The sequence below is a fragment of the Methylobacterium sp. Leaf106 genome (assembly GCF_001422895.1).
GTDB classification, from domain to species: Bacteria; Pseudomonadota; Alphaproteobacteria; order Rhizobiales; family Beijerinckiaceae; genus Methylobacterium; species Methylobacterium bullatum.
Genome location: NZ_LMNB01000016.1, coordinates 1 through 14,923 on the forward strand (window position 1 = coordinate 1; position 14,923 = coordinate 14,923).

Consider the following 14,923-nt stretch of genomic DNA (forward strand, 5'->3'; position numbering starts at 1 on the left):
CCCGCTTCGCCGGGCTGATCAGGGGCGTCCCGCCATACCCATCCGGGGGGTCAAAGTTCGACGCCGATCCAGGGTCAATGTTCAACGCTGTTTGACATGCCGAGCGATCAAAGCGCTGGCGTGACGCTTTGAGGGTGTGCGCCATCGTGCCGCGAGGAGGATCCGCCGAAGCGATATCGGTTCTCCAGCGCGGTGTGTCGAGACCATCATTGCACGCACGGTGGACAGTAGGGCGGCGCAATAACTGACCTCAAAGTGCTGCTACATGAGGGGAAAATGCGCGCTCGTCTCAGCAAATTTCCGCGTCTTTGATCGCGACGAGAAAAGCTGCAATACGCGTAGAACCGCCCACGAACGGCTTACGTGGGCTCTGAACGGCATAAGACGCATACTGTGAAGTATCTGCGCCATACAAAAATGGAGCAGATCCGTGTCGCAAAACCCCAAACATTAGCGGCGAACCCGACGCCTTTTCTCCGCCGACAAACTTGAACTCATTGCCCGATGTGGCAGTCCAATTTCCGTGTTTGATGTCCGTCGAGGACGGAGCATGTCGGTCGTCCTCCTGTAGCACCTCGGAGCGAGCTTCTTTCCGCTGAAAGGAAAGAGCCACGCTCCCTATGAGCCCCGAGCCTCCACCGCTAACCAGGCGGGATGGGGAACGCCGGGTCGCAAGTCGAAGGGCATCGGCAGCAAGCGGTCCGCCCAAACGGGGCAGACTGCAGGATGGAGGGAACGGGTTGCCCCACACCTCCAGAACGACCCTGATGCCAGCGGATCGAGCGGGTAGGGTCCGTTCGCGTTGTCCGTCCAAGGTGGCGGGAAGCGGTGCGCAAAGGCCGACAGCACAACCCCGGCCTCGCCTGTTACAAGGTTGCACCTTCGATCCGCCGGTCGACCGACGGCGTGGCTCCGAGATCCGGCTCCTTCGGTTTGATGCAATGCTTTGCCAATGCCCGGCAAAGCATTGCCCCTCGGCAAGCCGGCCTCCCTCAAACGTTCACCAAGATCCAGGCGAAGACAGACGAACACGCCAATGGCTCCGAGCCGAAGATAGACACGCTGCCCCCGGCCCAACGACCAGGGCGACACCGCCCATCGTGAAGAACTACCGTGCAAGCGCCGTCTGTGCCAGCTAGAAGACGGGCGGTAGTGCCCCCAACGCACTCGTATACTCGGTCTTGCCTTCCATGATTCGCTCCAAAGAGAACCGCGATCTGTCGTGTGATGTAGTCGCGAGCGGACGAAACATCGCAGTTCGGATTGACAGTCGGCAAGGCGCGATCGTCACAAACATGTGGCCTAAGCGGATCCTATCCACTCCCTGATGGGTAGCCGAACCGGAAGGCCCGCAGGGCATTGAACGAGACAAACCTCGACGGCCGGTGCTTCGCTCCGATGGCACCAGACAACCGGACCTTCGTTTTGAGAGGCTGGCGCAACGAGCCGCCACTGAGACGCAGTAGCATCGTAGCCGGGCTGTAGCCCCGAACTATCGGGCTGAGCGACATATTGAGTTATGTCACTGAAAAAATTGGCGCACCCGACACGATTCGAACGTGTGACCTTTGCCTTCGGAGGGCAACGCTCTATCCAGCTGAGCTACGGGTGCTGACCGTGGACGACACCTAACCCAAGCCGTGGCCGCGCGCAACGGTGTCGTTGCGCAGGGGGAGCTCTCCTCGTGCAAAGGTCACACGTTCGAGTCGTGTCGGGTGCGCGGAGGGGGCTTTTTTTGGGCTTATGGGGCCGCCCATGCGCCGGCATTGTGCCTGCTCTCGACGCACCTTCCCAATTGCCTTTGAGGCTCAATTTTGGCTGGCGAATCGTGCCGCGTCTACGTCGCTACGGAGCTGCGTCGAATTGCACTTCGCATTGGCGCAGGTTGAGGAGAGTGGCTCACTAGGCGACAAAGGAACACCCAGACGCTCCAGGATCGAGAGCGCGTCTCCGGTCGCGGCAAAGGCGGCAGTGTTGTCGAAGATGCACCAGCTTTCGCATCCCCGCGCCGCGTCTGCAGCGAGGCGGTCAGCGATCGCGTCGAGAGCGTGGTGCTCGTAAGCGGAGTAGTAGATTTTCGGCGAGCCATGCAGGCGATAGTAGCGCAGGCCTTGCCAGCCACCGGGCTCGTCCGCGCCCGGCATCGGCGCCGGATCTGCTGCCACACGGGCAATACGAAGTTTCGTCAACAGGGCATCAACACTAGGCGCGAGCCAGCTGGCATGCCGCGGCTCGCAGACGATGCTGCCGGCATGAGCATGCCGAAACGCCTGCAGGAACGCCTTGCTCGTCCGATCGTCGAAACGAAGGGTCGGCGGCAGTTGCAGCAAGAGCGGGCCGAGCTTCGGGCCGAGCCCGGCGATCTCATCCATAAATTGCTGTAGCGGGGCGTCGGCATTCTCCAGCCGCAGCTCGTGCGTGATTGTGCGCGGGACTTTTACGGCGAAGCGAAAATGCTCAGGCGTAGCTTCGGCCCATCGCTCGTAGGTGGCGATACGATGAGGGCGATAGAACGAGGTGTTGATCTCCACCGCGGTGAAGCGCTGGGCATAGCGCTCGAGATGACTTCCAACGGTTGGGAACACACTCGCGAAGGCCTTCGGCACGCTCCACCCGGCAGTTCCGATGGCGGCCACGCTTCCCCACTCCTTATGTTTCAACCCGCTTTACTCACGCGTTGCGTGTGCTCAGGTTTATAGTCCGTCATAACGTTCTCCACGACGGCAAGACATCCCGGCGGTGTCGCACGTTCGGCAGCTCGATCACATTTCTAAGTTCGGGCCGCGTATTCAATTCACGTCAATCAGCTCAGACAACGGTGACACATTCGAATCGTGTTGAGCAGCGATAGCGTGACCGCTCCTAACACGAGCAGGATTCGCCTGGGCGACGAGAAGGTGCCGCTATAGCGCCGGCGTTTTGCGACTGCTACGCCTTTCAGGCCGGTGCTGTATGATGCATGGGCCGCCGCGGCACTATCGAGGCGCATCGAGGTCGACAGAGACTTTCAATGAAGAGAGCGCCTATCCCAGATCATCTAGAAACTCGGAGCCTGGTCGCACGCCGGTGATCAGGAGTCTGTCGCGCGCACGAGTGATGGCGACGTAGAGGAGGTGTCGCTCAGTCTCATAAACCTCCTCCAATTCCGCCTCATCGCTCACCGTGTCGATACGCTCCTGCAGGGGAAGGACACCGTCGTCGCATGCGAGCACGACCACGACCTTGAACTCCAGCCCCTTAGCGAGATGCATCGTGCCGACGGTCACGCTCTCGCCCGCTGCGCTCGGAGCATCACCCGGCTCAACGGGCACGAAGCCCGCGGCTAGAGCAACAGCGCGGGCGCGATCGAGCTGAGCACGGCTTCGCACGAAAAGACCGATCTCGTCCGAGACGACGCCATCGGCGCGGGCCGCTTTGAGGAAGCCGAGGATCGCCTCGCGCTCGGCGGCTTCGTCGTCGAGTTTCAGCACCTGGGGCCGCGGCCCGTCGAAGACCGAGACCGTGCCTTTGCGCCTCTCCTCGCGTCCGTCCATGTCATGGACGGCACCGGGCAGCAGGCGGTCGGCCGACTCGCGGATCTGGTGAGAGGTTCGGTAGTTCACCTTAAGCGTGGTCGAGCGACCGCGCACGTCAACGCCGAGCGCTTTCCAGGAGAATGGCGGCTGGAAGATGCGTTGTCCGAGGTCGCCTGCGAAAAACAGGCGGTCTTCGCCCTTCGGCGCCAATGCACTAAGAAGACGCAATTCTGGCACGCCGAGATCCTGGGCTTCGTCCACGACGATGTGGCTGAAGGGTTTTGTCGCTTCCGCATCGTAGTGCGCAGCCAGGCCAGTAAATACCTGCGCCCAGGTGACGAGACCCTGCTTCGCGAGACTGGCGCGACCAGCTGTGAAGATCGGCCATAACGCGGCTCGCTGCTTGGCCCCAAGGCGGCTGCGGCGCCCGGGACGCGGCGTGTCGGCATAGCTGGCTTCGTCAGAGACCTGCCAAGCGTCGATCACGTGCCGGAACTCGCTCACTAGGAAGCGCTCTGACCAAACGTCGCTCCCGCCGGCGGCCTGGACCAGAGCAGCCTGGATCTGGGCGAGCCCGGCGATGCGGGGGCGGCGCGCATGAACCAGTTGGTAGAGCTCTTCGGCAACGCCTTCCCATGGCGCGACGGTGATGCGGCCGCTGGCTCCAGGCTCAGCGGCGATGAGGAGATCGACCTTATGCTGGAGCGCATCCGCTAGCGGCTTCGAGAAGGTGGTTAGCAATACTCGCGCTTGGCTGTCGGAACGGGTAAGGCGCACGGCGCGGTGCAGCGCCACGACGGTCTTACCCGTGCCGGCCGAGCCGGCAACCCGCGCAGGCCCGCTGTAGCTCCGCGCGATCACCCCGGCTTGGGACGGATGCAGAAACACTGACCAACGCTCCCAGGGGGCGTCGAGCGCGGCGCGTAGCGCATCGACGTTCTCGATGACTCGGAAGCGACGCTGGGCGTCCGGATGGGCAAAGGGGTCGGCAGCGTTGGACGGCGCCGCCTTCGGCAGACGGCCGGTCGCTGCGTATTCGAGGAGCGCCTCGGCGGCTTCCGCCGGCAGGTGAGCAGCGAGATCGAAGAAGTGACTTTCGGTGGCCGCGCGCACTGGGTCGATCCAGTCCTTGGGCAGCCCGATTGACAGCAGATCTTCCTCCGAGAGCCCCGTGAATAGGGCGGGCTCCAGTGCCATCCTATCGGGGGGCGTATGTCTAAACCGGGCTGGCGTAATTTCCTCGACGCGAGCGCGGGACTCGACGATCTGAACGGCGCCAGTGCGCGGGTGCGCTTCGATGCGCCGTCGCTCGGCCCAGGCATAGGCCTTGTCGTGGTGATCGACATAGGCGAGCAGTAGGCTCGCGGCGGTCTTATGGACAATGATGCGGATGTCGCGGTTGACGCGGACCGACCAGAAATTTTGGTCCTTCGACGCCTCGATGCGATGAAAATGCAGGCCAGCACCGGCGGGGTCGAGCTGCATATCGAATGCCGAGGTCTTAACTGCCTTCTGCTCCTGGACCGGCAGGCGGGCGAGGGCGGCGGTGAAAGTGTCAGCGATACGGAAGTCCATCGTTCTGCTCTCTACACCTTTGAGTTGCTGCAAGACTAGCCGCCGCGCCTGAATTTCAATAGCAGATAAAACACGATTTTCGCTTGTTGCAGGGGATTGCTTGAGCCGAACAAGACTCCCTAGCCCAGGAAGCAGAGATGGCTCTAGCCTCTCTTTATTCAATGATACGACCGATATGCCAGATAAATCTTGACCATTTTCAAATTCAATCGGGCATAAATTTTGTGGGTCTATTGTTGCAACTAAAGGTCCTCGAACAGAAATTACGTCGCCCTTACTAACGACGCTTATCAAATTACGATATGTGAAATCTTCTATTATATTAGTTACAAAATCAATTCGCCTTGCTCGAAATTGATGATAAACGCCGTCTTGTGATGTATCTAGGATAAAAAATGGCACCCAATTAGACGATGGCTTAGATGTATTCACTTCCATTGAAGCTTCTGACGTGAAGATTTGCTTTGAAATCAGCCGCGATAGATCAAACGGTCTTGATTTGGGTTTTATTAAGGCCTTGATCCCCGGACCTGAGATCATACAAGGATGTTTTGTCCACGGGGGGCCGATTTCATCAAAGTAGACCCTGCTTCCTCGCTCGTTAGCGTAGAAAAATACAAGCTCCTTGCATTTTTGGCAGCGAGCATTCGGCTGAATGAAACAGGAGGTAATTGACCGGACCGGGCTACTACGTCTCAGGAACTCTATAGCTTCTGTATCACGGACGTCCCGATAGGTTGGTGATTGGTCACAAGTCTGCCACGAGCCGAACTTCTTGGAGTCGCACCATCCACATGTGCACCCTGGATAATGGTTGAATCCCGCCATCCTAAACCGATCATTTAATATCTTAGACGACATAAACTTTCATAACTTCGTCCCCGAAGTGATTGATCACCTTCACCGCGATCCGCCCCGTCGCCGGCCGCGCGAATGGCCGGCTTACGGCCCGGTAGAGGGTCGCCCAGCTGGCTTCGTCGATCTCAGCCTTCAGGGCGGCCTTCAGCGACTTGTAGGGATCGTTGGCGCCGAGGAAGTAGGATTGGCGGACGAAGAAGCTCTCCTCGTTGTAGTCGGTGTCGACGAACCATGCTGCGATGCCAGAGGTGTCATCCGAGCGCACGTCGCCAGTGTTGGGGTCGAATACGTCGATGCCCTTCACCTCTACCTCTATCCGGTCGCCGTCGAGGCGGCGGATCTCGATGTCGGGCTCGCCAAAGACCACGAACAAATTGCCTTTGCCCGTGGTCTTGAGGTCGTCGGCCATGTGCAGGTCTGGGTTCATCTTAGCCTGCAGGATGGGCAGCGGCCCCAGCCTTGTCAGCTCGCTCGCATGGGCGTCGTAGGCGAAGGCGCATGCCACCAGCACGTCAAAGCGGGAGTCGGCAGCCTCGCGGGCGGCGGCAACGAGGTCGGGGCGGGAAAGTGTGCCGAACTCGGGGCCGATCAGGATGCCGGCGCGGCGCTCGACACCGGGCTCGTCCGCGGTGCCGCCCTCGACGAACCGGCCTTCCGCGCCGATGAAGCGGCCGGGCCAGGGCTGGAGCAGGGTGAAGCGCATTCGGTCGGCCCGGTCGCGCCCCTGCACGCCAGCCGCAGCGAGATTCTCTAGCACCATCGCGGAAAAGTCCTGCGTTGGCGTTCCGGCCTTGGTCCGCTCGCGATGACCATCAAGCGCGTCGAACTCCGCATCGAGGTCGAGGCTGTCTGAGGGGATGATGCGGTGGGGCGAGAGGCTCTCGACGGTGAACGGGCCGGCGACCCTGACCTTTCCAGCATCGGCATAGGGCCGGTCGTAGAGCATCTCCACCTCCGCGGCCCTAGCGATCGAGGCGTCGATGGCGCGCTGGCAGGCAATCCGGGTCTCCCACCACGCGGCGTGGATCGGAACCGCATCTGGGTAGTATTCGGAAAGAGCGTCCACGGGCCGCTCCGGCAGGGTGTCGAGCGTGTAATCCCAGCCCCATTCCGCGTTCATGCGATCGACAGCACTCTGCCGAGCCTTCAAAGGCTGCTTGGAGTTCTTTGCCTGCGCGAGGAGCATCTGGAACTCCGCGTCCCAGGGCCGTTCGGGATCCCGCGGGATTTCCCACTCCTGCCAGTCCGTCTGGAGGAGCGCGTTCAGTTTTTCCCGCAGGGGGTCGAGCGTAGCCCGGAACTGCTCCCAGATCACGTCGATCTCGGCATTGTTGGCGATGGACTTCAAGGTTACATGCGGCGCGCGATCGTTGACGAAGCCCTGGCGGATGTCGCCCAGGCTCGTCGACATCGTCTGCGAGCGGCCCGAGACCGCCTGCTCTTTCGCCCTGCCCTCGGGACTATCGGCAAGGAGGTAGTAGGGATAGCGCGCACTCATCAGGCGCGTGCGGGCGAGCGCCAGGGCGACGCGGCTCGTGTCGATGGTGATCCAGCGCCGACCCCATTGCTCGGCGACGGTCGCAGTAGTGCCCGAACCGCAGGTCGGGTCGAGGACGAGGTCGCCCGGATCAGTGGCCATTAGGATGCAGCGCTGGACTATAGTGCTGCTAGTTTGCACGACATAAACTATGCCTGCCGCGCCAGCGACGTCAGTCCATACGTTGGAAATTGGATATGCGGCAAAATCATCAATAAATCTTACGTAGGCAATTGTGCTTTTTCGCTTTTCTATTCTATCGGCAAGCGCGAGTCTACCTAGACCCTTTAAAGAGGTTTTCCAGTTTGAGCTTTCGCCGGAGTGATAAGACTTCCCCTGGAAAGTCCATGATGTTGTTGTGTTTGCTCTTACACCACTCGATATCAAGCTTGTCAATTGGTAAGGCCGTGCCGTCAATGGCAATGCGGTTTTTCCCCCTTTTTCTTCCTTGTTCAACGGGCGGGATATAAATTCAGCAAGACGAATTCGATCGTAGCGAGCGCCGCTACCTTCTCCAATACCAACTTCTTTTCGAAAATAGAGCTGCCTATATTTTAACGAGTCAATATTCTTAGCAAACCATAGAATGTAGTCCGAAACATTGGGTATAAAAGATGTTTCTTGCCCACCAGTTTTTCGCAGGCATATCATTGATATTAAATTCTTTTCGCCGAAAACTTCTTCGAGGACGGATCTCACGCGATGCACGTTCTCATCGCCGATTTGCACGAAGATCGACCCGCTCTCAGTCAAAAGCTCCCGCGCCACGGTGAGCCGGTCGCGTAGGTAGGTGAGATATGAGTGGATGCCGTCCTTCCACGTATCGCGAAATGCCTTCACCTGTTCGGGCTCGCGGGAGATATCGGTCTGCCTACCATCCTTGACGTCGCGCGACTGCGTCGAGACCTGCCAGTTCGAGTTGAACTTGATACCGTAGGGCGGATCGAAGTAGATGCACTGCACCTGCCCATTCATGCCCTCGCGCTGCGTCAGGGAGGCCATGACCTGGAGGGAGTCGCCCAGGATCATTCGGTTCGACCAGTGCTGGTCGTGCTGGTAGAATTCGGTGCGCGCCTCCGGATCGAGGCCGTTGAAATCCGAGAATAGGTCGGGCGCCTCCTCCTCCGGCGGACGGGCGCCGGTGCGGCGCAGGTCGTCGATGATCGCCTTGGGGTGGATTTTTTCCTGGATGTAGAGGGGCGGCGCCTGGACGATGAGGTCTGACCAGTCCTGTTGGTCCTTACCGCGCCAGACAAGTTGCGTGTCGCCGATCGCGGTCTCGCCGGTTTCGACCAGGGAGCGCACCTGATCCTTAGTGAGGGTGATGCGGGCGCCGTTCCAGACGATTTGTGGGTCGAGGCCAGTGTCGCGTGGGCGGATCTCGCCTTCCGCCAGCTGCCGGGTGCGTTTAAAGATACCGGGCTCGAAGCCAGTGATCGCTTCCTCGGCCTCAGCGAAGCTTTGCAACTCCGCGGTGGGAATGTTCCTACGCTGGGCCTCGTCGTGCTTGAGTGCTTCGACGGACTTGGTCGTGCTGCGGGCGGGTCCGCGCGCCATTAGCGGACCTCGTCCAAGAGAGCGGCGTAGTCCGCGGATGCGGCGTTCTCGGACACTGCCTCGTCGTCGTCATCCGGGTCGAGCGGGGGCGCAGGGTCAGGATCGTTCGCGCTACCGGCACCGGACGGCGGCGGCACGTCCCGCAATGCAGGACGCTTGGTCGCGTCTTCGATCAGTTCGAGCAGTCCATTGAGGCGCGCGGCAAAGAACATATGGAAGTCGTCGGCGCGCAGACGGACTGGGTCGATGGCGTGGCTGCGCAGGTAGCCGTTGAGGTTCTCTGGGTCGACCGGCGGGGTCGCCGTCTCCAGACGGCTCAGATACTTGCTCGGGGCAACCCCGCCCAGCATGCGGTTCGTCTTTGCGGACAAGGGCGTCTTATTAACGATCGAGTCGAAGGCACTGTGATGCAGTTTCTGCCCCTGGCACCAGTCGCGCGGAAAGATGTGGTGTATGTCGACGCTCTCGTCGAAGAACACCGCGTAGTCGTAGTCCTGGCCAGACCGGAAGTCCGCCGCCCCGCTCTTCATCAGCAGGGCGTTGACGCCCTTGTAGGCGGCGGATTGGCGGGAGCGCAGCTCGCGGACGCGGCTCGCGCGCACGCTGGTGTCCTTGACCGTCGAGGGCTCCTCTGGGCTGCCGTCGATCCAGGCCAGCACCTCGACGAGATCCTTGGCAAAGCGCGATTCGCTCGCCGAGCCGTAGAGCTCTCCGAACACGCCGCACCAATACCAAGTGCGAACCCGCTGCTTGACCTGCTCATGCTCCCATCGGTCGCCAAGCGATGCGAGGATCGAAGCCAGCGGGACGATCTGGCTCTGGTAGGGTAGGTCGAACGAGCGGTAGATCCGCTGCGTGTGCAGGAACTTGGCTGCGCGCTCAAACCCGAGCTGCAGACGGTCCGCGTTGGCCTGGTAGGCCTCAACGGGCAGAGCTAGGAGCGCGTTGCGCGTGGCGCTCACCGGTGGGCGCCGGTCCTCGCTAGCCGCGGCGGCGTCACGTTGCGCCTTCGAGTGAAGCAGCGCGATGCCCTGAAGGAAGTCCGTCGGTGCAATCTTCTCCAGGGCCCGGAACTTCCTCAGCGCTGCGGCGCGCTGCGCCCAGTCCTCCCGCAGCTTGAAGCCCTTGCCAGCGAACATGGCGGTGATCAGCTCGAACGCGTCGAGCGCCTTGCCACCGGTGTTCACTTTCTCGAACACGAGACACACTGCCTCATTCGTGGTGGACTTGTCGAGCGAGATGACTGGGACTTGATATTTCTTGAATGATTCGACGACCTTCTCGCGAAATGCTTTTAAAATTTGCCGCTTAGGCTTGTTGTCGTCCCAATAGTCCCAAAAGTTTTCCTGCCAACTCTCGTGATCGAAGATCTTGTTTAATGGAAAACGGAGATTCTCGTATTCTTTGTCAGGGGTCGAGAGATCGAGGACAATGTCCTTTCCAAAATTAGTCCGCAGCACACGATCTTTGGGAAAAGCCTCGATGGCATCCTCGCGGTCAACGGAATCGTCGAGCGCCTTTTCGATGTTGAAATAGTAGAACACGTCAATCTTCTCGATGGGTGCCTGCCGCACGAGGGCCTGATAGAGCGACGTCATGCGCTGCTGACCGTCGAGGAGGAGCTCGCTCTCTGTTGCCGCGTCGGCAGAGGGCGGCGCACCTTGAATCGCGCGCGGCGTGAAGGTCTTTCCAGCCGACTTCAACGTCATCAGGGCCCCTACTGGGAATGCCTGCGAGAGAGATGCGATCAGGCTTCGAATGCGATACTCGTCCCAGACCCAGTTGCGCTGGAAATCTGGGAGCTTGATATCGCCCTGCTCGCAGCGCTGCAGGAGGGTCTGAAGCGAGACTGGGTTGGTGGTGAACGTGCTCATCAGGCAGCCCTGGAACGGTTGATTAGCTTGTCGACGAGTTCGCCAAACGTCGTCTCTATGGCGAAGACTTCGCGGAATTCGAAGAAGGCCCAGCGGCCCTGGCCAGCGAGAGCGTTGACGCCGGGGACCCAGGACACGTCCATCGTCTCCGCCTTGAGCTGGGCGTTGGTGCCGCGATAGCCCTTCGTCTCCAAGACCAAGTTGAGCGGTTCTGGCGTTCCGTCGTCGAGGCGGACGATGAAATCCGGTAGGTAGCGCCGTGGGACGGCTCCGTCGCGATAGGGCACTTCGAAGCCGATGCCCTGGTTCTTAACGTAGGACAGCACCCGCGGGTGCATCTCCAGCACGCGAGCGAGCTCGCCCTCCCAGTCGGAGTCGAGCACCACGTGGCTGACGTGGCATTTGCGCGGGTCGGTCTCCCAGACCGGCTTCGAGGTGGTGAAATTCACGAAGCGCGTCGAGCCCGCCGGGTTGTAGGGGTCGAGCACCGCCTTGATGCGCTTGGCCGCGGACACGGAGCGCTGGCAGGCGAGGTAGATGAACTCCACCGCCTGCTCGGCGAGCTGCGGATAGAGCACCGCGGCCCGCGGCACGCCCTGCGCGATGAGATATCCGCCGTCGAGCCACTCGCGGACCATACGATTCGCCTGCCCGAACAGGTGGACAGGCAGGTCACCGTCAGGATCACGCAGGCGCTTCTCCAGCAGGCGCTTGGCGAGCTCGAAGGAGAGGGCGCTCGGCCGCATATCCTTGAACGACTCCTCCGCATCGAGCGTCTCCTGCTGCCCGACGAGGCCGGACATCAGCACCTTTGCCGGGCCGACGGTCTCTGGGGTCAGGATCAAACGGCTGTCGTCCGTGAAGCGCGCACTCAGGCGCTCGTTCGGCAGATCGACCCGGTAACCCTCGACGCGGGGGAAGCCGATCTCTAGCGCGGCGCGCTCGCGCAGGGCTTGGACGCGGGTGAGCTTGCGGGGCGCTGCTGGCACCGAGACCACGGGCTCGGCCGTGAACGAGAACGGGATGCCGAGGATGTCGGCATACTCGACGTTGAAAAGCCCCTGATCGTTTAGCTCGTAAGATTGCCGGCGCAGGCCACGCCCGACCACCTGCTCGCACAGGAGCTGGGTGCCAAAGGCGCGCACACCGAGAATGTGCGTGACGGTGTTGGCGTCCCACCCCTCCGTCAGCATTGAGACCGAGACGACGCAGCGGATGCGCTCGCCAAGGCGGCCCTTGCGGCCAACGGTATTCATGACCTCGCGCAAGAGGTCGGCGTCCGTGGTCTCTGCGGCGGTGACCGCGTCGACACCGCGCTCAATGCGCTCGCGGCGGAACTGCTCGATCTCGGCGGCAGCCATCTCGCGGAAGGCCGGATCGAGCGCCTCGCCGGATTCAAGCTGCTCGCTGTCGATGAGCAGCGTGTTGGGCTTCGCGAGGCGCCGGCGGTTGTCATCGTAGTTCCGGAACAAGCGCAGGTGGCCGATGTGGCGCGTTTCGGGCTCGACATCAGCGTTGGGTCGCTCGAAGCCGGCGATCCATTCGTAGATGAGCTTGGACGTGGCGGTGTTGTTGCAGACCACGATGAAGACCGGCGGCACATCGATGCCGGCTCGCTCCCAGGCCTCGCTCGTTTTCTCGTAATGGCCATAGAGTGCGTGCAACGCCGTTTGGAGCTGGCTCGGGAAGACGTGGGAGAGAGGGTCGAGCGTGCCTGACTTACCCGCGCCCTTCTTCGGCATTGCCTTGCCGATGTGCTCCCACAGTTCGCGGTAAAGCGGCACCTCGCCGCTTGCGGCATTGTCGGCGATCGGCACACGCGGCAACTTGACGATGCCGCACTCGATCGCGTCGATGAGCGAGAAGTCGCTTACCGTCCACGGGAAGAGGGTGCCCTCGAGGTAGCCCGAGCCGCGCAGGAAGAATGGTGTTGCCGACAAGTCGTAGACTGCACGCACGCCCACCTTACGCTTGAGGGCCTCAATGCCGGAGATCCAGAGGCGCGCAGCCTCGGCATTGCGCTTGGCCTCTTCGCGGTCCTCGGCAGCGATTGCAGCCTCGTCGGCGCTGTCCGGCTTCTCGCGGTAACAGTGATGCGCCTCGTCGTTGATTACGACGAGGTTCTTGATCGGCAGCAACTCTCGGCAGACGCGCTGAAGCATCGCGCCCTCGGACTCCATCGTGTCGATTGGGGCGTGCCGGCCCTGCAGCAACGAACGCCCGACCTTCGAGATCTCGACCGTCTCGCGACGCTTGAACGAGTGATAGTTCGTCAGCACGATCTTGGCCTGCCCCAGATCGTGGAGCATGTCGGTCGGCACCAATTCGCGCTTGCTGTAGTAGGCGTCGGGGTCGCCCGGCATTAGAACGCGCAGGCGATCGCGGATCGTGATGCCGGGCGTCACGAGCAGGAAGCCGCGGGTGAAGTGCTTTGCGTTCGGACTGCGGACGGCATTGATGGTCTGCCACGAGATAAGCATCGCCATCACAGTCGTCTTTCCGGCACCTGTCGCCATCTTGAGGGCAAGACGCGGCAGGCCGGGGTTCGCGCCTTCATTGGCCCCCTCAATGTGGCGGATCAGGTGGGCATACTGCCGCTGCCGTCCGGCGACCTCCGTGAGCCAGATCGCGGTCTCGACTGCCTCGACCTGACAGAAGAATGGTCGCGGGCCGTGCCAGCCGTAATCGCGGCGCCAGTGCTGAAGCAGCCGCTGGGTCGTCGGCGTGACGCCCCAATCCGCCGGGTTTGGAAGCGAGCGCCACGATGCTACGTGACCCCGGATCTCGTTGATGATGGGGGTGGGGTTGTATGCCTGCTCGGCCGAAGACAGACCGGCCCCGTCGCCCAAACCAAGAGACGTCTGCTTGCCTTTGCCCCTCTGCTTTTTGGATTTTGGGACTGGCGTTATCAAAGATGAGCGCCGGCGACCCTGTGCTGGCTCCTGGTTAAGAGGCTGGCCCTCGCTGTCCAGCGCATGGTGCTGCGTCGGAACTTCATATGGCGAATTAAGGATCGGTCGTTCGAAGAACGGCGTCGCCATGGTGCCTCCCCGAGCGCAACCTTAAGGTCGTTTGACGAGAGGATAGCGAGCATGGGGCTCGCTTACGAGTAGCATGATCCTCTTATCGCCGCTGAGGCTGCGACCGTGACCGCTTTGCAACGTCCCTCGCGTTTGAGTTGGTTTCGACGAGATCGAGATTGGTTGATGTAGGCAGGATGGCGACGCGCGAGCAGATCGAATTCATCGGCCTCGTCGTCGATCACCTCATGGCTCAGGGCGTGATAGAGCCGGGCCTGCTCTACGAAAGCCCCTTTACGGATGTGGCGCCCCAGGGGCCAGTGCAACTCTTCGACAACGCTAGGACGACTCGGATTTTCGATGTGATCGAGGAGATCAATCGAAGCGCGATCGCATAAGATTGACGCAACGTGAACTCAGGACCGGACGAAGTTCAGGCGAGGGTCGAGCCAACGCTTGATGGCATCGCGTATAACTGCACGACGCGAGATAGCCCTTCAAAGCGACGACATTGGTTACCAGCGGCCAACTAGGCCATGAAGCAGCACCTGTGGCTTTTCCGGATCGTCCCGCCTGCGGGCCTGTTCTAGAAGCACTGCTTCACTCGGCGATTTAATCGAGACCCGACGCACCGCCGCAGCTGTCGCACAATTGCCGCCCCGGGCACATATCGCTTAGACGGTCGATGCCGAATCCACTACTATTATGGGCCTAGGAGCATCGCCGTCGCCTAGCGGGCAACTCTCATATCCGTCGATCTGGGTCGCCAACATCACCGGATATGTAACGCTTTCCGTTCAGTATTATATACTCTGAAAAAGCTCTCTAAGAGTATGGAAAGCGTTACATAGTAGCCAGCTTGTGTTTCGGCGTGCAACTTTGACCCCGTGAGGCGGGGGATCGGCGTCCAATTCTGACCCCCTAACCTCGTTCTCGCAGACTGCTCTCCGGTACGGCCGGAAGGGTGGTGTAGGGGGATGAAGGGCG

At 61.0% G+C, this 14,923-nt stretch carries 6 protein-coding genes and 1 tRNA gene; 1 reads left to right on the plus strand and 6 read right to left on the minus strand.

What is annotated here, in order from left to right:
* Window positions 1-1,535: 1,535 nt before the first annotated feature.
* From ASF34_RS11580 to ASF34_RS11605, 6 genes are all read right to left on the minus strand, one after another.
* Window positions 1,536-1,612, minus strand: a tRNA-Arg gene (locus ASF34_RS11580).
* A gap of 196 nt (window positions 1,613-1,808) precedes the next feature.
* Window positions 1,809-2,636, minus strand: coding sequence for a DUF72 domain-containing protein (locus tag ASF34_RS11585; protein ID WP_244478973.1), 828 nt, complete (start codon window positions 2,634-2,636; stop codon window positions 1,809-1,811).
* A 387-nt stretch (window positions 2,637-3,023) separates the two neighbouring features.
* On the minus strand, window positions 3,024-5,090 hold the full coding sequence (locus ASF34_RS11590) for a 3'-5' exonuclease (RefSeq protein ID WP_056161214.1): 2,067 nt from the start codon (window positions 5,088-5,090) through the stop codon (window positions 3,024-3,026).
* An 850-nt stretch (window positions 5,091-5,940) separates the two neighbouring features.
* Window positions 5,941-9,042, minus strand: a complete 3,102-nt coding sequence (locus tag ASF34_RS11595; RefSeq protein ID WP_056161210.1) for a site-specific DNA-methyltransferase — start codon at window positions 9,040-9,042, stop codon at window positions 5,941-5,943.
* Window positions 9,042-10,916 carry a GmrSD restriction endonuclease domain-containing protein gene (locus ASF34_RS11600; RefSeq protein ID WP_056161211.1) on the minus strand — a complete coding sequence of 625 codons (1,875 nt, stop codon included), beginning with the start codon at window positions 10,914-10,916 and terminating at the stop codon, window positions 9,042-9,044. The genes ASF34_RS11595 and ASF34_RS11600 overlap by 1 nt, the downstream gene beginning before the upstream one ends.
* Window positions 10,916-13,957 (minus strand): BPTD_3080 family restriction endonuclease, encoded by a 3,042-nt coding sequence (locus tag ASF34_RS11605; RefSeq protein ID WP_056161212.1) that lies wholly within the window; start codon window positions 13,955-13,957, stop codon window positions 10,916-10,918. Before ASF34_RS11605 ends, ASF34_RS11600 begins: the two co-directional genes overlap by 1 nt.
* A 176-nt stretch (window positions 13,958-14,133) precedes the next feature.
* Here ASF34_RS11605 and ASF34_RS11610 point away from each other — a divergent pair, with 176 nt between their 5' ends.
* Window positions 14,134-14,334, plus strand: a complete 201-nt coding sequence (locus ASF34_RS11610; RefSeq protein ID WP_056161213.1) for a type I restriction-modification enzyme R subunit C-terminal domain-containing protein — start codon at window positions 14,134-14,136, stop codon at window positions 14,332-14,334.
* Window positions 14,335-14,923 lie beyond the last annotated feature (589 nt).